At 36.9% G+C, this 22,804-nt stretch carries 15 protein-coding genes; 5 read left to right on the top strand and 10 right to left on the bottom strand.

The window, feature by feature from the left end:
- The 10 genes from CKW03_RS07855 to CKW03_RS07810 all read right to left on the bottom strand — a co-directional run bounded on the left by CKW03_RS07855 (nt 1) and on the right by CKW03_RS07810 (nt 16,863).
- The gene (locus tag CKW03_RS07855) at nt 1–1,536 is read right to left on the bottom strand and encodes a RagB/SusD family nutrient uptake outer membrane protein (protein ID WP_093095593.1); all 1,536 of its coding nucleotides are present in this window, start codon (nt 1,534–1,536) and stop codon (nt 1–3) included.
- Between the two features lie 10 nt (nt 1,537–1,546).
- Nucleotides 1,547–4,999, bottom strand: a complete 3,453-nt coding sequence (locus tag CKW03_RS07850) for a SusC/RagA family TonB-linked outer membrane protein (protein ID WP_169918986.1) — start codon at nt 4,997–4,999, stop codon at nt 1,547–1,549.
- A 269-nt stretch (nt 5,000–5,268) separates the two neighbouring features.
- Complete coding sequence (locus CKW03_RS07845; protein ID WP_093095590.1) at nt 5,269–6,444, bottom strand: FecR family protein; 1,176 nt, start codon at nt 6,442–6,444, stop codon at nt 5,269–5,271.
- 143 nt (nt 6,445–6,587) lie between these two features.
- Nucleotides 6,588–7,187: an RNA polymerase sigma factor gene (locus CKW03_RS07840; RefSeq protein WP_093095588.1), complete on the bottom strand. Its 600-nt coding sequence runs from the start codon at nt 7,185–7,187 to the stop codon at nt 6,588–6,590.
- A gap of 84 nt (nt 7,188–7,271) precedes the next feature.
- Nucleotides 7,272–8,498: a DUF3748 domain-containing protein gene (locus CKW03_RS07835; RefSeq protein ID WP_093095586.1), complete on the bottom strand. Its 1,227-nt coding sequence runs from the start codon at nt 8,496–8,498 to the stop codon at nt 7,272–7,274.
- A gap of 135 nt (nt 8,499–8,633) precedes the next feature.
- Nucleotides 8,634–9,803 carry a sialidase family protein gene (locus CKW03_RS07830; RefSeq protein WP_093097715.1) on the bottom strand — a complete coding sequence of 390 codons (1,170 nt, stop codon included), beginning with the start codon at nt 9,801–9,803 and terminating at the stop codon, nt 8,634–8,636.
- A 10-nt stretch (nt 9,804–9,813) separates the two neighbouring features.
- Nucleotides 9,814–11,286: a RagB/SusD family nutrient uptake outer membrane protein gene (locus tag CKW03_RS07825; protein WP_197700993.1), complete on the bottom strand. Its 1,473-nt coding sequence runs from the start codon at nt 11,284–11,286 to the stop codon at nt 9,814–9,816.
- 4 nt (nt 11,287–11,290) lie between these two features.
- Nucleotides 11,291–14,338 carry a SusC/RagA family TonB-linked outer membrane protein gene (locus tag CKW03_RS07820; RefSeq protein WP_093095581.1) on the bottom strand — a complete coding sequence of 1,016 codons (3,048 nt, stop codon included), beginning with the start codon at nt 14,336–14,338 and terminating at the stop codon, nt 11,291–11,293.
- 38 nt (nt 14,339–14,376) lie between these two features.
- Nucleotides 14,377–15,291 (bottom strand): dihydrodipicolinate synthase family protein, encoded by a 915-nt coding sequence (locus CKW03_RS07815; protein ID WP_093095579.1) that lies wholly within the window; start codon nt 15,289–15,291, stop codon nt 14,377–14,379.
- Between the two features lie 21 nt (nt 15,292–15,312).
- Entirely contained in the window at nt 15,313–16,863 is a 1,551-nt protein-coding gene (locus CKW03_RS07810; protein ID WP_093095578.1) for a sodium:solute symporter family protein, read from the bottom strand.
- Nucleotides 16,864–17,094: 231 nt separating this feature from the next.
- Between CKW03_RS07810 and CKW03_RS07805 the strand changes: the two genes are divergently transcribed.
- The 5 genes from CKW03_RS07805 (at nt 17,095) to CKW03_RS07785 (ending at nt 22,804) form a co-directional block, all read left to right on the top strand.
- Entirely contained in the window at nt 17,095–17,958 is an 864-nt protein-coding gene (locus CKW03_RS07805) for an AraC family transcriptional regulator (protein WP_093095576.1), read from the top strand.
- 468 nt (nt 17,959–18,426) lie between these two features.
- Nucleotides 18,427–19,080, top strand: a complete 654-nt coding sequence (locus CKW03_RS07800) for a hydrolase (protein WP_093095574.1) — start codon at nt 18,427–18,429, stop codon at nt 19,078–19,080.
- A gap of 54 nt (nt 19,081–19,134) precedes the next feature.
- On the top strand, nt 19,135–20,427 hold the full coding sequence (locus CKW03_RS07795) for an alginate export family protein (RefSeq protein WP_157739429.1): 1,293 nt from the start codon (nt 19,135–19,137) through the stop codon (nt 20,425–20,427).
- A gap of 28 nt (nt 20,428–20,455) precedes the next feature.
- Complete coding sequence (locus CKW03_RS07790; RefSeq protein WP_093095572.1) at nt 20,456–22,372, top strand: amidohydrolase; 1,917 nt, start codon at nt 20,456–20,458, stop codon at nt 22,370–22,372.
- Between the two features lie 9 nt (nt 22,373–22,381).
- Nucleotides 22,382–22,804, top strand: a complete 423-nt coding sequence (locus tag CKW03_RS07785) for a DoxX family protein (protein WP_093095570.1) — start codon at nt 22,382–22,384, stop codon at nt 22,802–22,804.

Raw genomic sequence — 22,804 nt, 5'->3', positions numbered from 1 at the left:
CTAGTATTTATTCTGTTCAATTTTACCATTACTAGCTTCTATATCCGAAACTGGAATTGGTGCGGCCCAACGTCTTGAATCTTTTTCTAAAGTATAATTCTGAATAGCTTGATCATCATTGACAACCGAATTATTATAAGGATAGAAAGTGCGCTTCATGACGATATCATCAGAGGAAATCTCATTATGGTTATACCTACGCACATCAAACCATCGCTGGGAGAATGGCATTTCACGTCTACGCTCTTCAGAAACCTTTTTAATGGCATCCTCCTTGGTTGAAGCATTAAGGTTTACCCAAGGCCCCGCCAGCATGCGTTTTGAACGCAATGAATTGAGGGTTTCCATGGCAGCAGCTGAATTTCCTAAATGCGCTTGCGCCTCTGCTTTAGTCAATAGGACTTCGGCGACAGTCGGTCCAGAAGGGATTCGATCTTTGTAAAAGAAAACATAGCCAGGATAATCATAAGAAGGTTTGATCATCCCGCGATCATAAGAATATCCTTTGACGATATTGTATTTATAGCGCAGATCATTCTTTTGGTCGTATAAAGCCAATAAATCGGGACTAGGCACATACCAGAAACTAGGATTGGAAAGCATCCTAAAGTAAATAAACTCTTTCCATCCGATCATATCGGTATATTCCTCTTGGTTGTTATGGGTGTAAGGATATTGGATTGTAAATGATTTTTGACTTGCCGTACCGGCATCAAGTGTAACCGTTTTAGGAATTCCAAATCGCATTTGGGAATTATAATCAACCAAGGTGCTATAGCCTGATAGAGCCTCATTGGCATATTGCAGTGTTTTGGCATAATCATTCCTGTTCAACCAATACCTAGCCGCAAATGCATTAACTGCCGTCTTGTTGGCTCGCCAATGCACCGCTCTCCCACTTTGAACTAAGGGAGTATTGATTTTTAAGGCTTCAGCAATATCGCTTTCAATCTGCGCATAAGTTTTTGCCAAAGATTGGCGTTCGCTATTTTCCTCAAAACTGATGGTCAATTTGATGGGCAAACCAGGTTCATTAGCATTTGCTTCTGTATATGGCAGACAATAAGTATTCGCCAACAACCAAAGACTATAGGCCCTAATAAAGTGGGCTTCAGCTTTCAGGTTATTTTTCTGTTCAACCGTTCCACCTGAAACTTGGTCCAAATAAGTTAATACGGTATTTGCATAGAAGATTTTCTTATACTCGGCGGTCCAGAAATCATCACCGGTATTATTAGGTAGGAATTTACTATCCCAAAGGGCGTATTTCACAGCAGTGATGGATAATACGGAAGGATCAGCATCATAAATAGAACTGCTCAGATAATAATCATCAGAACTAAAGACCGCAGTCATGTTTAAGTCTTCCGAAAACACTTCGTCATAGTTATTCAGCAATTGGTTCAATTGATCAAGAGTCTTGATTTCCAACTCTGAAGTCTTGCTTGGCGGTTCATTCAAAAAATCATCGATTTTACTACATGAAGCCAATAAAACAGATGTTAGAAACGATATCGCGAATATTCTTTTTTTCATTTTCTAAGTCTTAAAAGTCAAACTTCAATCCGAAGGTATAGCTAGGCATCAATCGCATCCCTCCCATCGGAAACTCTGGATCTTCCCCAGCTTGGTTGGAATAAATGCTGAATAAATTGTTCCCTTGTGCATATAAAAGCACATTATTTATCCCAATTCTTTTGGTCAATGATTCCGGAAAAGTATATCCCAAATAAATTTCCTGAAGTCGCACATGCGATGCCGATTGGATCAAGTAATCCATGGAACCGGTCACATAACTCCAGATATAATATTCGGCATCATCTTTATTCAAAGGCAGTGGTACCATATTAGCAGGATCAGCAGCATTCACTTCGGCAAGTTTTGAATTGGGCAGTACCCTGGAATTCCAGGTTGGTGGGTAATTGAATCCCATGGTTTGGAATACATGGCCAAATTTACCGGTAAAAATAAAGGAGAAATCAAAGTTTTTATACTTGAAGGAGTTCATAAAACCTAAGGTATATGGAGCGACCATAGTACCCATGTTTCTCAAATAGGTTAATGGATTGCCTTCAGGAAATGAGGATAAAGGGAAAGGTTCACCATCAGGCCCAATCCGTGTAGGTTGATTATCTACGATCCCTGAATACTGCCATCTCCATGCTGTATTGGCATCATAGCCTTTGACATAAGCAGCAGAACCGCCTAAAGGCATTTGGAAAGCATTATAATTCACCACAAACAAATCGGTGATTTCATTTTTGTTGTAGGCAAAATTTACATTAGCTGTCCATTGCAATTGTTCACTAAAATTCTGCGAAGTACCAAGATCAATTTCAATTCCTTTATTGACCATCGCCGCATTGTTCAATTTTTGGATAAACGTTCCATGGATGGAAGGAATGGACAATTCTGCCAACAGGTCTTTACCTGATTTTTTATAGAGGTCTATTTTACCAAATAGCTTATGTTCGAAAAACGAAAAATCAACACCTAGATCCCAATTGCTAGTCTGCTCCCATCTCAGGGTTGGGTTACCATAACTTGCAAATCCAGCATACAATGCATTGATATAAAGATCTGGCGACTGGCTTGGCGTAATCAAAGGCCTGAATGTAGTGGAAGGATCATAGTTACCTAATTTACCATAAGTCAATCGAGCGGTTAATCGGTCTACCCAACCCACATTTTCCATAAAGCCTTCTTTATACAGATGCCACATTCCACCAATGGAAAAGAATGGTGCATATCTATATTTAGGGTCATCAGTAATTAAATTGGAAGCATCAAAACGATAACTTCCAGAAAGCACATATTTCTGTTTATAGGTATAGGCTGCATTTCCGTATGCTGAAAAAAGACGTTGGGTGGTATATCCAAAAGTATTGAGATAAGGAAATGTAATTTCCTGACCCATAAAATCATAGATAGGATTTGTAGGCCCACCAGGTCCATTCGGGAAAATACCGACAGACATGGTTTCCTCATTATAACCATAAGAAGGCGGGTTTTCAACAGTTTCGGCTGTTAAACTTTGGAATTCCATCCCTGCAAGGGCATCTAACTCATGGTCGGTTCCAAATTCCCGATTATATCTTAACTGGCCCCTTACATTATATAAATCTGTACGAACCCTTTTTTGCTTTAATATTCCTCCCTGTGGCAGGTTCATGATAAATAAATTAGGTTCAACTGATGAATCCCAAGTGGTTGCTTCATTTACAGCTTTCCTGACTTCAAAACTGTTTTCATTATACAGATCCCGGGTATTCGCAGTTCCATACTCATATTGCCCCCTTAATTCCGCAGACAAGCCTTTAAGTAATTTAAAGTTCATGGCTCCTTGAAATCTAGCCTGCGTATTTTCAACACTTAGGTTTCTGTTTGCGATTTCTAAAATAGGATTGTAGGTCCAATCGGAATAAGGGAAAGAAGAAGTTGGCACATCCCGATCCAGAATAGGCGTATAGTATTTATGGACATTGGTATAGGACCCATCAGGATTGACCAGCATATCATAAGGAGACCAGCTGTTCAAATCTTCCAAGGTAACACCACTGGTATAATCTTTATTGAAAAGGTAATTAGCACCCAATGTGAGATCCAACCATTTAGTGATACTGGTATTGTTCCTGAAGTTGATCAAATATTTTTTACCCTTGGTTTCTTTAAAGTTTGACTGATCACTTTCATGCATTAGGGAAAGATAATTCGTCATTTTTTCAGATCCTCCAGAAATGGAGAAATTATACTGGGTTGCTGCTGGATTGGCCAGCAAATGATCAGTAATCTGCTTTTTGTTATCCAAAGTTTTTAAATGGGCCAATTGCGCATCACGCTCTGCCGTAGTGATATGGCCATAATTCGCTTCATTCATCAAGATGCCGGCTGTTCCCCAATCGTAACCCACATCATAAAAAGAAAAAGGATCCGGAAGAGCACGCCAATTTTCATAGGCTTTCATTTCATAATCAACGGTTTCTGATGAGGAAGCTAGTGGACGAACATAGCTCAAGTCCAATTTCGGAGAAATTTTAGTAAAGACATTTAGCGCTACTTTTAGTGGAGCATTCTTATTGGCACTTTTGGTAGTGACTACAATTACCCCATTGGCAGAGCGTGCGCCCCAGACAGAACCTGCAGCAGCATCCTTTAACACCGTTACAGACTCTACATCATTGGGATTTATGGAAGAGAAATCTCCTTGAATCGGAAAACCATCCACAACAACCAATGGTGAAGCATTCGCCATTAAGCTAGATTGTCCACGGATTTCAAATTTAGGATTCCCTTTATCATCCAGCGATCTGGCTTGCATTCCCGGAATGGTTCCTATCAAACGTTGGGAGATATTAGTTGAAGGCTTTTCTAATTGAGCCTTTGAAACTGTACCGTATGACCCTGTGGAGCGTTCTTTAGAAATGGTCTGGAAACCAGTATTGACAATGGTAACCTCTCCTATGCTTTCAGGCTTGGGGATCAATTGCACAGAATAGAACTGTTTACCCTCAAGCTGAAGTTGCTTTTTTTCATAACCTAGATACGAAATTTCCAAAATATCCGTCGGCTGGACATCATCGATGCTAAAGCTACCTTGCGAATCTGTTGAATAGTTTTTCTTCGTGCGGAGGTTTATGATGGTGGCTCCAATCAGCTTCTCCCCTTTTTCATTTAGAACCTGACCAGAAATACTTTCTTGTATACTGATTTCAGGTTGATTTGGAGAGCTGGAAGGATTATCTTGCCTTATGGGCTTAGAGGAAATTGAAATTGACTTTCCACTTCTCTTGAATTGCAATGGCCTATCTTCTAGCAGTTGAGGCATCACATCAGAAAGCTCTTTGTTGGAGACTTTAAGATTTACTTTCCATTCAGGATTAATAGCTCCATCCTCAAACACAAAGATATAGCCGGTCTGCTTAGTAAGCTCTAAAAATGCTTTCTTAAAAGTAGCATTCTTGAGGTCCAGAGTGACTTTCTGTGCATTAGATTTTGCCATGACTCCTAGCATGGAAAATAAAAATAGAAAAATGGTCAGTTTCATTTTTAATAAAAAAACGTGTTTTTTATTGCTCATCGGAAATTCATAATGAACAATACATTCCCATAAATCTAGACCGACTTCAATTGTAAAATCCAGTCTAATGATTAAGTTTGTATTGTCTGTTTAAAAAATAGTTAGCTATACTTGATTTATCCAGGCATTACTGCCTGAGGTGTCTTCAGCACCTCGGCAGCTTTTTGCAAATGCAAATAAAAAATTGATGTCTATTTGTATGCAGTCACTTTCCTGTCTTTTACACTAAATTTAATATTGGTATTTAATTCTATTGCTTCTAAAACTTCATTTAACTTCACATCCCTTCTAATGGTGGCCGAGAGTTTTTGATTTTTGTATTTCCCCATATCGACCTCCACATCATACCAGCGCTCGATTTTCTTTCCGAAATCTTCTAGGCTCAGGTTATTGATCATATAGAGACCATCTTTCCAAGAGGCATACTCATCCGTATCAACTTCTTTGGTTTCTATTTGCCCATTGTTGGAAAGGATTGCCTGTTGTCCAGGTTTAATTTTCACTATTTCTTTATTCTGGTCTGAACTAATTTGCAAACTCCCTTCAACTAAGGTGGTCAGTACCTGCCCCTTATCACCATAGGCATTGATATTGAATGAAGTTCCCAATACTTGGACAAACTGCTTGTCAGACTGTACGATAAAAGGTTGTTTTGGATTTTTGGCTATTTCAAAATAAACTTCTCCAGTAATTTTTACCTGTCTTTTATCAGCAATAAATTGGGTCGGATAGTTGATGGATGAGGCAGCATTTAACCAAGCTTTTGACCCATCGGGCAAGGTCACCTGATATTGACCCGAGCGAGGCGTTGTTATGGTCGCCAATTGGACTTCAGGAGTTTTCATAATCGGCGTGCCATCTGCATAACTCATTTGATCCGGAGAAACTACAAGCCCTTCTTGTCCTTCACTTAATGAAATAGCATTCCCATTGGAAAGAGTCAAAGTTGCACGATTGGTCCCAGGAAGAATATCTGCCGCGGCAATTTGTTCTTGTACAGGTTTTTTAGCCTTATTGATCATATAGTACCATACCGTTGAGATGCTCAACAGCAATAATACAGCGGCAGCATATTTTATGTATGCTGAAAATCGATTCTTAGGAAATTCTTTTAAATGATTCTCTTCATTGATTCGTAGGTTCAGTTGCTTCCAAGTATCTTCCACAATTGGAATGGACTTCACTCGCAAGTCTTCCTGATCAAATTCATCCTCAGAATACTGGAAATATTCCCGAAAACATTCCTCCATTTCCTCTTCATATTCTTCAGAGTCAATCATGGAAGTCAACAGGTCTAGTTCATCCTTTTCCAAAGTATCGTTAATATACTTATGGAACAAAACACGATATTGTACTTTTCTTTCCATATCGGATTTTAAAATTGGCTTTATTAATAGTTAGTGGATTATACTTAGAATACACCGAATACCAAAAAAGTAACAGTATAGTTTTATTAAAAAAACAAAATAATTTGTATTTAACTGATTATCAACAAGATAATTTTAACAGTCTAACGGAAATAATTGCCTGATACAAAGGGAAGCAGGAACAAAAGTAGCTGCGGGAGTCTACTTTGCAGAAATGTGCGGATCTGCTTATTAGCAATCTGCAGATGTTGGTTGATAGCGGAATGGCTGATCTGAAGTTGTTCGCTTATCTCTTTATAGCTTTTGCCTTCCAGTTTATGGAGCACATAAACTTCTCTCTGTCTTGGGGTCAAAGAGGACAGCGCTTCTTCGAAAATCTTATTCGTTTCTTCAAACTGTAAATTCTCTTCAACATGCGTATAGAATTCACCGGTATTCAATTGGGAAATACGGTTTTGTTCTCTCACTGCAGATCTGAAGGCATTAAGGGACTGGTTGGTCGCCATGGTATACAGCAATGCCCCAAAAGATTTCTCTTCTTTTATCTCCGTTCTGATCTGCCAAATTTTAAGAAAGATGTCTTGCAAGAGGTCTTGGGCAAGATCTTCAGATTTCACTAACTGCAGGAGTTTTACAGTCAGTTTTTCGGCATATTTATGGTATAATTTCTCAAAAGCAATACGGTCTCCTTTCTGCAATTGCAAAAGCAATTCCCTTTCGTCTATATTACCTTGATCGACCATGAATAAATTTACCTTTTGTAATGAACATCCCTAAATTACAAAAAGGATTGGGAATTGATGGAGATTCATGTTTAAACGTACTCTCTATTCTAAGTAAATTAATTTGATCTGTAGATTCTCCTTTCCATTATTTTCTACAAATTGATTAAAAGCGATGATCTTGCCATCACTGGAAAAATTCGGGATTCCCTGAATTCGGGAATCATCGGTAGCAAATCCTGTTAATTTCTCCAATTTTGATTGCTTTAAATGGAAGAGATATACATTATTGTCTGCAATAAAGGTAATCCGTTCTCCTTTTGGGTCTAGATTAATTGGGGAAGAAACCGACAGATCAAAATCATTCAGATAGGTCAATTTGCCAGAACTGATATCGCATTGTATGATCTGGTTTCTATCCTGCTTGTCTTTTGCCAAGGCGTAGATTAGTTTACCGTCAGGGCTCGCCCTTAACCAATGCCTAAAATTAGATAGGCCTTGCTCCGATCTTGAAATTCGAATTGGATTGATTCCAAAGGGTACTGGCGGATAATCGGATGAATTCTGGACAATGGAGTCCTTTAACAATATATCTTTATTTACTTCTACTACATAGATCTCCGTAATAAGTTTGCCTTCCTTATTTCTTGTATTGCCTTGGAAAGCCAATAGATTATTATCTAACCAGCATTCATCAAATGCTTTTTCAATCTGGTCCGAACCGGGAACAGGATTGGATACAATATTGGCAACAAGTGCAGAATAATAGGTTCCTTGGATATTTCCTGGAATTTCATCGACTTTATCCAGCCCATTTGTTTCAACCATGACCCCAACGGTTCTTAAATCCGGTTCTACAAACTCATCGTTATAGGTGAAACTGATCTTATTCCCCTCCGGACTCCATGCATGGGAATGCGTCCCGCCTCTCAAACTACCTTTTGAGTAAGGTTTTGTGATATCCCTTGAATCAGCTGGTATTGCTAGGTTTCCTTGATCTATATCGACCAACATTCCAAATCGACGGGTCATTGTGTATGGTTTTTCGGCATTTGCATTGGGTAACCCGTGTATAAAGATTACTCGGTTTTCATGCGGATGAAAGGATGCAGCACCTACACCAGGTCCAAATTGACTTGGGTTTTTGGTTTGGTATATTATTCTTTCTTCCTTGGTTTTAACATTGACCATTCCGATTTCTGTACATTCCCCAATTTTAGTATCGTCGTTACGGGCATCAAAAACGATCCATTCATTATTGAAGTTGAATACGGAATTATGGTGAAGGGTATGTCCTCGATCTGATTGGGTAAGGGTTTCAATTTTGTACATGGTAGTCGGGTTCGATTTGCAGCTTAATAAAAGACAGCCGCAGATGATAGGGAGCAAATTATGGAAATTTATTACATTCATTGCAACAACAATATTTTTAGGTAGAGTAATTGTTAATTACTCTACCTATATGTTTTATAGATTTCTAAAATTTTCAATTCTATGAAAGGTTAAAAAATTGGCATCATGATTATTATGAGCTTTATTTTTACCATCAAAAAAAGCAGTCCGGGAAAGAACTATGATATCATTTCCTTCAAATAGCCAATCGACATATTGAAAACCTGAGTTTTTCACATCTCCATCTTCCAAAATTATTTTCACATCTTCCCAGGTTTTAAGATCCTTAGACTTTCTAAGCATTAAAACATTTCTCATAGAACTTGGGTTTCGATCAGGAAATTCCTTAGCATATTTTTCTGTTATAACATTTGCCAAAGTATAATAGTTACCTGTTTTTTCATCGAATTTTATCACGAACTTTTTACTACCTCCAGGGAAATCTACAAATCCAGTATTGGGATCAAAACTGAGTTTTTTCCCATCAGGAGAGATTGACACAAATGCTGCTTTCTCTTTTTCTTTTCCCTTAACATCTACTCTAAGGATATTCCAAAGTTGGTTATCTTTACCAACTACAAAATTACCTTCAAGCCAGCCACCAAATTTTCCATCTAGGTAAGTGGAATCATATAGGAGCGAATTCGAAACTTGCCAAGATTTTGATTTCATCAAATCTGAATTTACATCAGCGCTCATCACCATGGCTCCATATCTCTTGCCCCATTGAAGAATGGGTCCATGAGCAGTTTCCATGGGACGCCACAATCTTCCGTTATGTTCAACAACAGTCATCGGAGCACCATGGAAAAGACCAGTTAACAAAACCCCATTTTCTTGGTTGCTAGGTTGGGTCCAAGATTTACCTCCATTGGTAGATTTACGGATCATAACAGTACCATGATGTCTATCAGGCCCTAATAGATATAAATCTCCTTTATGTACAAATAAGGAACTCCAAAAAGCTCCATTGATTGTGCTGATTTCTTTCCATTTTTTTCCTTTATCTTTTGAGGTGAAAATTCTGGTAACAGCCTGTTGCCATTCTGAACTTTTAGGACCAAAGAGATCATGGGATGCTACATAATCACCATTGGGAAGAATCACCAAGCTAGGAGATCCAATATATTTCATTTCTTCTGCAGAAACATGGCAAACAATATTTCCCGGAACTTCTTGACTAATGGAATGGAATGGTAGCGTGTAGATAGCTAACACAAGTAAATAAAATTGTTTGATTTTCATATTTTTCAGTTTAATAGTTTTCATTTTGTTCAATTGCAGTATCAGAATCAATCACTACTTGAGGGATTGGAAATACCACCTGATATGGTTTAGCAGCTTTCCCTCTTTTTATGGCATCTGAGATAAACACCCCCATTCTGATCATATCCGTCCTACGATGGCCTTCATTATAAAACTCATGCCCTCTTTCAGTTAAAATCAAATTCCTTAACATTTCTTTACTGGTAATATTTGAAGCAATTAAATCATTTAATCCAGCCCTCTTTCTTACCATGTTGATATATTTTAAGGCTTCCTGATTTGGATATTGGGTTTCATTTAGAGCTTCTGCAAGAGAAAGATAGATATCCGCGAATCTAATTTCTGGAATATCATTCCCGTGAGCAGCACCTGTATTGTTTTGGTCAGGCCAATATTTAAAAGATCGCACATTATCATTACCCAATAGTGTAATTTCAACATCTGAATTATTGATATATTTTGTGATCATTAATTCCTTCCTATTATCATTGTTTTCAAAAGAATTATAAAAATCATCATATATACGGAATTCATTAGGCCAATTTAGCCAAGTACTTTTGAATGTAAGCCCTATCTCGGGTGCAGATTTAAAATTTTCAGGGAAGGAAACATTGCTCCAACTATTTGCGGTAACCCTATCAGAAGAAGGAATTGCAGGTCTAACCCAAATATATTCCTTATTTCTTTCATTTTCTACCTTAAATAAATCCTTATATACCGGATGCAATGAATAGTTAAAATCGTTTATGAATTGTTTTGCTAGATCTGCAGATTTTTGCCATTGTTTAGAATTAAGATAAAATTTAATCAAAAACCCCATAGCAGCTGCTTTATGCGCACGATAATGTTGAGGTTCATTTCCAGGATTTGGAAGAACCTTTATCGTTTCTAACAATTCATTTTCAATAAAACTATTAAGTTCTACCTGGGTAGCTCTTTTCAGGCTAAGCTCCTGAGTTGTAGAGGTCCTTAAAGGCACAGGGCCAAAAAACAATGATAATTTATAATAAGAAGTAGCCCTCAAAAATCTTGCTTCAGCGGCAAATAATGCTTTTTCAGCATCTGTCAAATTGGATTTATCAATATTTTCTAAAATAATATTTGCATCTCGAATACATTGATAGGGTGAATCCCAATTTTGAATTAAGAAATCCATTGTTGGATCCCAATTGAACTCACGATAGTTTTTGATGGTTGCTTCAACATTATCACCAGATTGGTATAAGATATCTGTTGAAAATTCTTGAGGTCCAAGTACATAAATAGAATTATTACTATTCATATTTGCTCCTTTGGCATAAGCCTCATATAATACAGAAGTCAATCCTTCCTTTGTATTTAAATAATTTTCCGGTGCAAGCTGAGAATATACTTCTTCCTTCAAAAAATCTTTACAAGAAGAAAGGTTTAACATCAAAGCTAGGAAACCTAAATATTTCGCAGTTTTAAACATTCTTTTCATAACTCTATAAACTTAAATTTACACCTAGCATAAAAGTCCTAGCAGTAGGATATGCATTCCAATCAATTCTTGCTCCACTTCCATTTGGATTAATTGTAGGATCATAACCAGAATATTTGGTAATCATGGCTAAATTTTGTCCTACTAGAAACACATTAAGTCCTTTGACATATTTGGTGCTCTGCAATGGAAATGTATACCCTAATTTTACAGTACTCAGTCTGATATAACTTGCATCTTCAACTGTATAGGTATTCACTTCTTTTTTGCCTTGACCATTCGGATTTACAAAAGATGGGTATTGAGTAGAAGGATTATTTTCAGTCCACCTATTCAATACAGGCTCGGCGATCCTATTTCTTTTTAAATTCGCAGGGAAATAAGTATCCACTAGATTATTATTAAGCATATCTACATCAAATACTCCATCAATAAAGATATTTAGGTTGAAATTTTTATAATCTATATTATTGGTTAATGAAGCTGTATATTTTGGAAAGGAATTTCCAATGACTACCCTATCATCTGCATTGACAATTTTATCACCATTAATATCTCTGTATTTAATATCCCCAGCAACGACTTTATCATTAGTTTGACTAAAATCATCAGCTTTTTGCCAAATGCCATCAATTTGATAACCATAAAATGAATACATAGGCAATCCAACTTGAATAATGGAAATATTTGAAGTACCACCTGATGAACCCGAATAAATAATAGAGTTTGATCCAAGATCAAGTACTTCATTTTTCAACCAAGCTAGGTTAAGGTTTGTTTCCCAATTTACAGAGCCTTTAAGATTGACAGAGTTTAACATTAATTCAAAGCCTGAATTCCTTACCGCTCCTATGTTAGTCATCATTGTGGAAAAACCTGTAGTACGAGGAACAGCCAAATTTAATAGCATATCCTTGGTGTCCTTAAAGAAATAATCCAAACTTCCAGATAACCTGCTATTAACAATGGAAAAGTCCAGTCCAAAATTAAGTTGCTCGGAAGTTTCCCATTTCAGGTTCGGATTAGGCAGACGGCTAGGTGTTGTAGTACTCACTTGAACTTCGCCAATGACTGCTTTCTGACCAGCAGCATAAGTTGACATGGATTGGTAATTACCAATTTCTTGGTTACCTGTTCTTCCCCAACTTGCCCTTAGTTTTAGGGAATTAAAAATATCCAAAGATTTAATAAAATCCTCTTGGTCCAATTTCCATCCAAAGGCAAAAGAAGGGAAAACACCATATTGATTATTTTCGCCGAATCGAGAGGAACCATCTATTCTTAAGGAAGCAGTAAACAAATATTTATCGAGCAGATTGTAGTTCGCTCTTCCTAGATAGGATAATAAACTGTTTCTTGATCTAGAACTTGACACGATAAATTTTGTAGGATCTCCAAGTCCCATATTGTCGGTTTTTGTAGCATCAGATGAAAACCCACTTCCCTGAGAATTACCAGCCCTATCATTAAACTGTTGCCCTGTTATCCCTAAAAGGAAATTAAAGTCATGAATATCTATTGTTTTTTTATACCCTAATGTGAATTCAGCTAGGTAACTATTGCTATTTCCTTGCAATATACTTGCAATCCCACCATTAGCCCTACCCTCTATGGTTTGTCGATCAACATAGGTATCTCTTCTTTGATTGGATATATCTGCTCCTAAATTTAATTTTGCAGTAAAGTCGTTTAAGAAGTTTATTTCTCCATAAATAGTTCCTAAAGTTCTATATAAGTTAGAAATGGAAGTTTTTCCATTTGCAATTGCTAATGGATTATCAATGTTCATATCTGGAGAAAGCATGTATCCTCCATTTTCATTATAGATAGGCAAAGTGGGATCATATGCTATTGCTGCATAAATAATCCCAGCACGTTCATTTAAATCCATACCATTAGCCACATAATTATCTTTTATAAATGAGCTTGTCATATTAGCACCAAGTTTAAAAATGGAACCTGTATGCTCTAAATTCAACCTAGCACTATATCGATTGTTATTAGAATTTATTAATAACCCATCTTGGTTGTAATAATTTAGGGAAGTATGGTATTTAGTTTGTTCATTTCCTCCTGAAAAAGACAAATTATGATTTTGTATTGGCGCATTTTTATTGTACATCATTCCTAACCAATCCGTAGTATTTTTCAAGTCCGATATCCTTTGGTTTGCATTGCCACCACCATCATCGATTATAGCATTAACTACAGTCCTATATTCTTCGGCATTTAATATATCCAAATCATGTTGTACATTCTGAACGCCGTAATAGCCGTCATAATCTACTTTTAATCCACCTGTTTTCCCTCGTTTTGTGGTAATCATTACCACGCCATTCGCACCTCTTGAACCATAAATTGCGGTTGCTGAAGCATCTTTTAACACTTCAATTGAGGCAATATCATTCGGATTGATAGCATTTAATGGATTTCTAGCAGATTTCATCCCAGTAAAATTCGCTCCCGTCCCTCCAACTGTTACAGAGTTATCAATAGGGAATCCATCAACAACATATAACGGAGAGTTACTAGCATTGATTGATCCCATTCCACGAATATTTACAGAAATACCTCCACCAGGCTCGCCACTACTTTGTACAACTTGAACCCCTGCAACTTTACCAGCTAATAGTTGTTCAGGTGAAGTATTTACTCCTTTGTTAAAGTCTTTTTCATTTAAGCTACTCACTGCACCCGTTATATCACTTCTTTTTGCAGTTCCATAGCCAATTACTACGACTTCATTCAATGCATTTTCTGAAGATGTAAGGGTAATATCATAGAATTCCCTTCCATCAATTGATTCGGTTTTTAACTCATACCCCACAAAACTGATGGTAATCGATTTGTCATTAGGATTAAGATTAATGGAGAATTTCCCATCTGGTCCTGATGAAGTTTTGATACCTGAGCTTGAAGTTATGGTCGCCCCTATGATGGCGTTGCCCGTTTCTCGATCCTTAATTAACCCTGAAATACTCCCTTGGGCCTGAACTTGGACAGACACAAACACATAGAGTAAAACGAGTAAGTGTTTTAAATTTTGCATCATAACATTCTAGTTTATTTGGTTATTTATTTTTTGGTTAACTATAATTTCAATTGATCATAAGATATTTTTAGTTGTTTTAATTTTTCTTTTGTTTCATCATCTAAAGGCTCAATATCTGTTCTTCTGCAGGAGGTTTGGATTTCAAAACCAGTTAATTGTAGGAAGTACTTGGCTGATGCAGGGTATGCATAATGCATGACATCCATGTTTTCTATGAGGAAATTTTGAACCTTATCAATTTGCACCTGTAGGTTTGGATCGTCGTAATTTTTACAAAGCCACACGATTAATTCTGGAAAATAATTTCCTTGAATACAGGAGAGACCTGCAGATCCTGCTTGGAGGGATCCGACTGCATGTACCATATAAGCATCAAAAAGTCCAAATTCTGGAAAACCCTGCGTTGCATGTAGTTTAGATTTGATGCTATTCAGATCCAAAGAAGTATCTTTATAATATTTAATTCTATCTGATTGAACAATTTCTGACAGGAATGTAGGAGACATTATTCTTTTATAAGGAATCGGACATTCATAAAATCCCAAAGGTATATTGGGAGTTAGTTCCATTAACTTCCGGACATTATCTTCAAATAAGCTCTCCTCATCGTTTTCCTCAGCCAAAAGACTTGTAATTACGATTACCGCTTCAATACCAGTAGCATATACTTCCTTTATAAAATCAGCTTGTTCAGAGATTGTATTTCCAAAAGATCCTGTGGCAACAATTGGAACTCGACCATGAACTTCATTGACAATAAAGTTTATAGAATCAATCATTTCATCTTTTCCCAATTCAAACATTTCACTGGAAAGACAATTGGCAAAAAGTCCTTCTGCACCTGCATTTAAATAGAATTCTACTAAATCTTTCAGGACTTTATAATCGATCTTTTTATCTTCCGTAAAGGGCATAAGCATTACAGGAATAAATTTTTTATTACTCCGAATCATAGTTTTTATATGTTTAAATAATTATTTCTTAGCGAGCTTTTGACTTAGGTTTCCTACTAAAAATATAGCTAATGTACCAACCACGATGATCATGTTGGCATGTAATGGATTTCTCAAAAAGGCAAGATGATCTGGTATTAAAAATGAAAATGTCATCCAAAGAATTACCATGATCCCTACAATTGTTCCGATAATAGCTGCCTTATTTTGAACTTTTTTGCTGATTAAACCCAACAAAAACAAACCGAGCATACCACCAGCAAAAATACCTGATAAGGTCCACCAGACATCTAATAGGCTTTTTACACCAATCATGGCAATACCGCATGACATACCAATTAGGCCAACGATTACTGTAGCAATATAGAGAACCTTTAAATTGGTTTTCTCCGTTCCAGCGGGATTGAAATATCTTTTATAGATATCTTCCGTAAATACCGTAGCAGAGGCGTTCATACCTGAACTAATGGTACTCATTGCTGCTGATAAAATTGCTGAAATTATTAATCCTAATAGCCCTGTAGGTATCATGTTCACCATGAAGTGCGGCATTACCTTGTCTCCGTAATCTTGAGGTTGTAATTTTGCAGCTAAATCTATTACTTGGGGATTTTGAATGGCTAAACCTAATTGTTCAGCTGCAGCTTGTAATTTAATATCAGCTAGTAAATTTGGATTATTCTGATAATAGGTGAATAGACAGGTACCTATAAAGAAAAACAATAGTGAGACAGGAACATAGATCCATACACATAACCAAACTGATTTATTGGCCTCCTTTGCGGACTGTGCAGTGTGATACCTCTGAACATAGTTTTGATCCATTCCAAAATTATTCAGGTTGATAAAAAAACCATACAATAATACTACCCAAAAGGTTGAACTTGAAAAATCAAAATTGAAAGATCCTAAACTAAATTTATTATTCTGCATGCCCACATTCACAATTTCATTCAAGCCACCTGGGACCTTAATCACAACCAAGTAAATAATAATAAGTGCACCGAATGTTTTAAGTATACCTTGAACAACCTCGGTCCAAATAACAGCTTCTATCCCACCCATAACCGTATAAATGACAATACAGATGCCTGTAACTAACATTATTGCCAACATATTATAACCAGTCAATGCCTGTAGTGTAAGGGATATTCCGAAGAAAATAGAACCAATTCTTGCTAATTGTGTAAGGAGAAAACATACAACTGCATAGGTTCTTGCCCAGGTTCCAAAACGTTTCTCCAAATTAGTATATGCTGAAACTTCTCCTGTACTTCTATAAAAGGGAACAAAATATTTAGTAGCAAACCAAGCAGCAAATGGCATCGAAAGACTAAATACAAAAGCATTCCAATCTCCCCCATATGCTTTTCCAGGAACTCCTAAGAATGTATTAGAACTAAGGAAAGTGGCATATATTGAGATTCCAATTGCCCAAGAAGGTATTCTCCCAGATGCTTTAGTAAACTCATCAACCGAATGATTCTTGCGAGAAAAGTATACACCTACGAGTACCATCCCAAGTAAATAGAGAAATATAATAACTAAGTCTATAATAGGTAGGTTATTCATGTTTATTGATTTAAATAGTATTAAGTTTCAGTAAATATTATATCCGATGTTAATCGTATGCTTTTCATTCAGAAGAGGTAATGGTTTACCTATTGGCTACTTTACAAAATTCAGATAATAAATTACTTGAATCTTTTGAAAAATTATCAAAAGGTTCTAACATATTATCATAAAGTATACTATTATAGGGAAAATTCATACATTAGTTATAACCAAAAATAAAACTGAAGTATGAAAGCCAAATTTCATCAAGTTCCAAAACAGACCAATACGACCTTTAGTATAAGACATGATGTTCTTCCTCATTTTGGAACAATCTGGCATTACCATCCTGAAATAGAATTACACTATCTGATTAAAGGAGAGGGACTTAGATTTATTGGAGAAAATATTACTGACTTTAACCAAGATGAATTAATCCTCCTGGGATCTAATATTCCGCATATGTGGAAATGCAATAACAAATTAGATTCAGATGGTTTTGTAGAAGCTATTGTAGTTCATTTTCATCCTGATAGCTTAGGAAAAGATTTTCTTGGGATCCCAGAAGCAAAAGAGGTTCGCAATTTCCTTCAAATTGCAAAACAAGGACTATTGATTACCGGAGAAACAAAAGACAAGGCGAAAAAATTAATGCTTAAGATGAAATCTGAGGTAGGTATTAATAAAATTGTCATTCTACTTAGGATATTTGAATTATTATCAAAATCCAAAGAATATGAAATTATTTCTTCAAGCTACATTAATGAAAACTTCCAAAAATTAGATGAAAAAAGAATCAATAATATCTTTACCTATACTTTCAATAACTTTAAGAGAAAAATATTGATAGAAGAACTTGCTGAAATAAGTAATCTAAGTGTGACGTCCTTTTGTCGATTTTTTAAGACAGCTACCAAAAAATCATATTTTGAATTTCTAACAGAAATAAGATTAAATTATGCTTGTAGAGAATTACTGAATACTAATAAACCTATTAAAATGATTGCTGAAGAAAGTGGGTTTGAGAATCAATCAAATTTTTATAGGCACTTTAAAAATTACATCCAAATTTCCCCATTGGAGTATAAAATCAAAAATAATATCCCCTCTTAGAATTAGTTTATCCAAACAAATAATTCTAAACTAAAGTTCAACCAACAACTAATAATTGAAATAATTTTAGTGTATTACCCATTTCATTCCTTGATTCAGCGTTGATTTAAAGTTTGGCCGGCATTAGTTTTCGATAATTTTTTATCCAAACTGTATCAAAAGCGGTTAATAACTTTAATTTTATTTTCAACTTTTTAAAGTTTTCATTAGAAATTTCTTTAAAAACCTTCCTCAATGCGATCAACCGAATTCCCTATTCCTGTTAATAATTTAACGTTAATTGTGAAAACAAATTGAAAATTAGATGGTTAAACATTTAATTGTTCTTTTTAAATTTATTAACATAAATCAATGGATACTTATTAATCAGGAAATATCTTTGAAATAAGTTTTTGATTTTAAACATTAATTTAATATCCACGAAACTACTTAACTAAATATTTTTTTCACTATTTAATTACAAAGACCATGACATCTAAAAATCCAACCCCAGCAAAATCACTTTTGACACCGGACAATCATGCCTTAGTTTTGATCGACCATGAAGGACAAATGGCTTTTGCAACTTCATCCATCCCAATGATGCAGTTGAGAGCCCACGTAGCATTGCTAGCCGGAGGATCGAAAATCTTCAATGTTCCTACCATTGTAACTACAGTAGCAGAAGAAACTTTCTCAGGACCTGTATTCCCAGAAATCGAAGATGTATACCCTCAAGCATCTCATCCTTATATCGACCGTACGACCATGAACACTTGGGAAGATCAAAATGCACATGATGCCATCGTAGCAACAGGAAAGAAAAGACTTGTTTTGGCAGGTTTGTGGACCAGTGTATGTATTGCAATGCCAGCTCTTTCAGCAATAGAAGAAGGTTATGAAGTGTATGTTGTAACTGATGCCTGTGGTGACATTACGCCTGAAGCACATAACATGTCATTAATCCGTATGCAGCAAGCTGGTGTGATTCCAATTACTGCAGTTCAATATGTATTGGAACTACAGAGAGATTGGGCACGTCAAGAAACTTATGAACCAGTAAACAACTTGATCAAACAAAGAGCAGGTTCATACGGTTTAGGTGTGCACTATGCTAAACACATGCTTAATAAAAACAATTAATCCTCGAACCCTATTATTTTAAGGTAGAAGATGATCAAAACCAAAAACTGGCAAATGACTATAAGCAGATATATTTTTATTTCAATCATATCATCAATTCCAGTTTTTGGTTTTTCCCAAGTCAGAGATTCCATAGACAAATCAAACAAAATCAGTTTCAAACAGGGAGGAGATATCCGCGTGCAATATTTTCATTTCGACAATCAAAATTGGAAAAAGGAAAATGATTCCAATTACTTATTGACCCGATTTTTATGGAATGCTGCATTGGATGTAGGAGCATCCCATCAATTTAAAGTCGAGTTCCAAAGTGGTTTGGCAAATGGAATTCCCCATCCAGTATCTCCTGTGGACGAAAATGTCCTAGATCTACATCAAGCTTTTTATAGATACTCCCATAAGACCGGTAGCTCCAGTAAGATCTCTGCAACCATAGGTAGACAGGAACTCCAATATGGATCGCAAAGGATTATTTCAGTCCGGGAAGGTCCCAACAATAGGCAATCCTTTGATGCCATAAAGCTGAAATATGAGCAAAAGGATCTGACCATTGATGCTTTTCTATCCACATACGTTCAAGCGAAAACCGGTTTTTTCAACGATAAGTTCCTAAACAGAAACAATATCCTCTGGGGCGTATATGCGGTTAAGCATAATGTGCCATTGATCCAGAATTTTGATCTCTACTATTTGGGGATCAATAGAAAAAAGGAAACCATCAACTTACATAGCTATGAAACCAAGAAGCACTCTTTAGGGCTTCGAATATGGGAAGGCACCTCAAACTTCACTTATGATCTAGAAGCACTCCTGCAATGGGGTAAGGCTAGCACAGGTGAACAGATCAACTCCTCTACCGCTTCTGCCCATATCACCTACAAGTTTGATGAAGTAAGTTGGAAACCGATTTTAGGATTAAAAGCACAATACATCAGTGGAGATAGGGATTCAACGGACAATCAATTGAACACTTTTGACCCCATCTATCCTAAAGGAGCCTATTTTGGTTTAAGCCCAATCATCGGTCCTAAAAACTTGACAAACCTTCATGTATATAGCAAGATCAATCCGGTCAAGGATCTCACGGTTTCGCTAGAGTACATCTATTTCTGGAGGAACTCTCGTGAAGATGCTGTTTATGATGTAGGTGGAAATCCTCTGATAAAAAGTTTGAATCAGGAATCTTATAATATTGGTAGCCAATTTCAGATCAGCCCGCAGTATCATCTTAAGGAAAAACTTGTCCTAATGGGTGACTTTGCCTATTTCAAAACCGATCAGTTCTTAAAGGAATCGGATGCTGTAGATCTGTTCTCAGCTGCATTGGGAATTCAATATTCATTTTAGAAGTATAAATTTTAAAACATAAATAATCATGAAAGCAGACATTATATTATATAACGGAAAGATTAATACTTTAGATAAAGAAAACCAGATAGCCAGTGCAGTGGCTATAAAAGACGATAAATTTATTGCTGTTGGTACCGACAAGGAAGTGATGGAGTTTTCGGACAACAAGACCAAATTGGTAGACTTGCAGCAAAGAACCGTGATACCAGGCATCAATGATTCCCATACCCATTTAATCCGTGGTGGTCTGAATTACAATTTGGAACTGCGTTGGGATGGGGTTCCTTCTTTGGCTGATGCCTTGAGAATGTTGAAGGAACAAGTGGATATTACACCTAGCCCACAATGGGTAAGGGTTGTCGGTGGATGGACTGAGCAACAATTTGCTGAGAAAAGAATGCCGACCTTGGAAGAAATCAATGCCATTGCTCCTGATACCCCTGTTTTTATCCTCCATCTATATGATCGTGCTTTTCTAAATGCAGCTGCTTTACGTGCTGTAGGTTATGATAAAAATACGCCTAACCCTCCAGGAGGAGAAATCCAGAAAGATGCATCTGGCAATCCAACGGGTTTGATTCTGGCTACCCCAAATGCAACAATCCTGTATGCAACCTTGGGTAAAGGTCCAAAATTGGGCTTTGAGGAGTCCTTAAATTCCACTAGACATTTTATGAGGGAGTTGAATCGTTTTGGAATTACCAGTGTAATCGATGCTGGTGGTGGTTCCCAAAACTATCCTGATGACTATAAAGTCATCGAAACCTTAAGGGATGAGGATGAATTGACCGTAAGGATTGCTTACAACCTATTTACCCAAAAGCCGAAGGAGGAATACCAAGATTTCCAAGGTTGGATAGACAGTGTTAAGCTTTTCCAAGGCGATGATAAATACAGACATAATGGTGCCGGAGAAATGCTGGTGTATTCAGCTGCAGACTTTGAGGACTTTTTGCAACCAAGACCTGACCTTCCAGAAACCATGGAAGAAGAATTGGAAAAAGTGGTTAAGCTATTGGTCACCAATAGATGGCCATTTAGGTTACATGCCACTTATAATGAAAGTATCAATAGATTCTTGAACGTCTTTGAAAAAGTGAACAAAGAAGTTCCTTTTGATGGTTTGCATTGGATCTTTGACCATGCAGAGACCATTACGGAACAAAACATTGAACGTGTTAAGGCATTAGGTGGTGGTATTGCAATCCAGCACAGGATGGCTTATCAAGGTGAATATTTCACCGAACGCTATGGCAAAGAGTCCGCAGAACACACGCCACCAGTGAAAAAGATGTTGAAAATGGGTGTGCCTGTTGCCGGTGGTACAGATGCAACCCGGGTTGCGAGTTATAACCCATGGATAGGATTGTATTGGCTGGCCGCAGGAAAAACAGTTGGTGGTCAAAAAATCTATTCCGATCAAACCGTGCTTGACCGTCAAACGGCACTTGAGCTATATACCAAAGGTGGCTCATGGTTCTCGAACGAACAAGGTAAGAAAGGAGAAATCAAAGTGGGGCAGTTAGGTGATTTAGTTGTCTTGGATCGCGATTCTTTCAATGTTCAGGAAGAAGAAATCAAAGATATTGAAGCGGATCTGACCGTAGTTGGCGGTAAGATTGTCTATGCAAAAGGAGATTTCCGAAATGAAGCCCCTCCTGCCCTTCCAATTCTACCAGATTGGTCGCCAACCAAAAACTATAATGGTTATTACCCAGGATCAAACAATCTGGAATTATCAAGCTACAGCAAGAATGCCAGCGATGCGAAAACAGCGAAGGCAAAGGCTATGGCACAAGCGCAAGCTCAATATATCCATGCATGTATAGGTTCCTGCAACGTTCATGGCCATAACCATAATGTAGCCAGAATGAGCAATGTCCCAGTTAATAATTATACCTCTTTCTGGGGTACTCTAGGCTGTTCTTGTTTTTCATTTTAATATAAATTCATGCAAGAGCTAATAACCAAAATATTATACTCTGATTTAGGATCAGAATTTAACAATTGGGTATTCCTTGGATTCAGGGTGTTATTGATGATTGAACTGATGCGAGTTCATGGTCTAAAAAAAACAGACAGCCATCACGACACCCCAAATCCTTTGGGTTTGCCTCAAAAACTGAATAATTTAATTTCCCTATTCGCCACCCTTTATCTTCCATTATTAGGGGTCATCGGGTTTGGTACCCGCTTAGTTCTGCTGCCAGCATTGATGATCACGGCCATAGGGTATTTTGTGATCCACAGGAAAGACAGCGTGGTTGAAAGGGATGTACCCTATATGTACAGCCTTTCCTTACTGTTGCTTGTCCTTTTGGGAGCAGGGACCAAATCGGTGGATTACTGGATCATAAACAACTTTCTACAATAA

It is taken from the genome of Sphingobacterium mizutaii, from assembly GCF_900187125.1.
Lineage (GTDB): Bacteria > Bacteroidota > Bacteroidia > Sphingobacteriales > Sphingobacteriaceae > Sphingobacterium > Sphingobacterium mizutaii.
The sequence above is the reverse complement of the archived record's forward strand: the minus strand, read 5'-3'. Positions and strand labels throughout refer to the sequence as shown.

Excerpts from the sequence above, each read along its gene's own strand:
- CKW03_RS07845 (WP_093095590.1), bottom strand. The coding sequence starts at position 6,444 with ATGGAAAGAAAAGTACAATATCGTGTTTTGTTCCATAAGTATATTAAC.
- CKW03_RS07850 (WP_169918986.1), bottom strand. The coding sequence starts at position 4,999 with ATGGCAAAATCTAATGCACAGAAAGTCACTCTGGACCTCAAGAATGCT.
- CKW03_RS07815 (WP_093095579.1), bottom strand. The coding sequence starts at position 15,291 with ATGATTCGGAGTAATAAAAAATTTATTCCTGTAATGCTTATGCCCTTT.
- CKW03_RS07785 (WP_093095570.1), top strand. The coding sequence starts at position 22,382 with ATGCAAGAGCTAATAACCAAAATATTATACTCTGATTTAGGATCAGAA.
- CKW03_RS07835 (WP_093095586.1), bottom strand. The coding sequence starts at position 8,498 with ATGTACAAAATTGAAACCCTTACCCAATCAGATCGAGGACATACCCTT.
- CKW03_RS07825 (WP_197700993.1), bottom strand. The coding sequence starts at position 11,286 with ATGAAAAGAATGTTTAAAACTGCGAAATATTTAGGTTTCCTAGCTTTG.
- CKW03_RS07830 (WP_093097715.1), bottom strand. The coding sequence starts at position 9,803 with ATGAAAATCAAACAATTTTATTTACTTGTGTTAGCTATCTACACGCTA.
- CKW03_RS07790 (WP_093095572.1), top strand. The coding sequence starts at position 20,456 with ATGAAAGCAGACATTATATTATATAACGGAAAGATTAATACTTTAGAT.
- CKW03_RS07805 (WP_093095576.1), top strand. The coding sequence starts at position 17,095 with ATGAAAGCCAAATTTCATCAAGTTCCAAAACAGACCAATACGACCTTT.
- CKW03_RS07840 (WP_093095588.1), bottom strand. The coding sequence starts at position 7,187 with ATGGTCGATCAAGGTAATATAGACGAAAGGGAATTGCTTTTGCAATTG.
- CKW03_RS07800 (WP_093095574.1), top strand. The coding sequence starts at position 18,427 with ATGACATCTAAAAATCCAACCCCAGCAAAATCACTTTTGACACCGGAC.
- CKW03_RS07855 (WP_093095593.1), bottom strand. The coding sequence starts at position 1,536 with ATGAAAAAAAGAATATTCGCGATATCGTTTCTAACATCTGTTTTATTG.
- CKW03_RS07810 (WP_093095578.1), bottom strand. The coding sequence starts at position 16,863 with ATGAATAACCTACCTATTATAGACTTAGTTATTATATTTCTCTATTTA.
- CKW03_RS07795 (WP_157739429.1), top strand. The coding sequence starts at position 19,135 with ATGACTATAAGCAGATATATTTTTATTTCAATCATATCATCAATTCCA.
- CKW03_RS07820 (WP_093095581.1), bottom strand. The coding sequence starts at position 14,338 with ATGATGCAAAATTTAAAACACTTACTCGTTTTACTCTATGTGTTTGTG.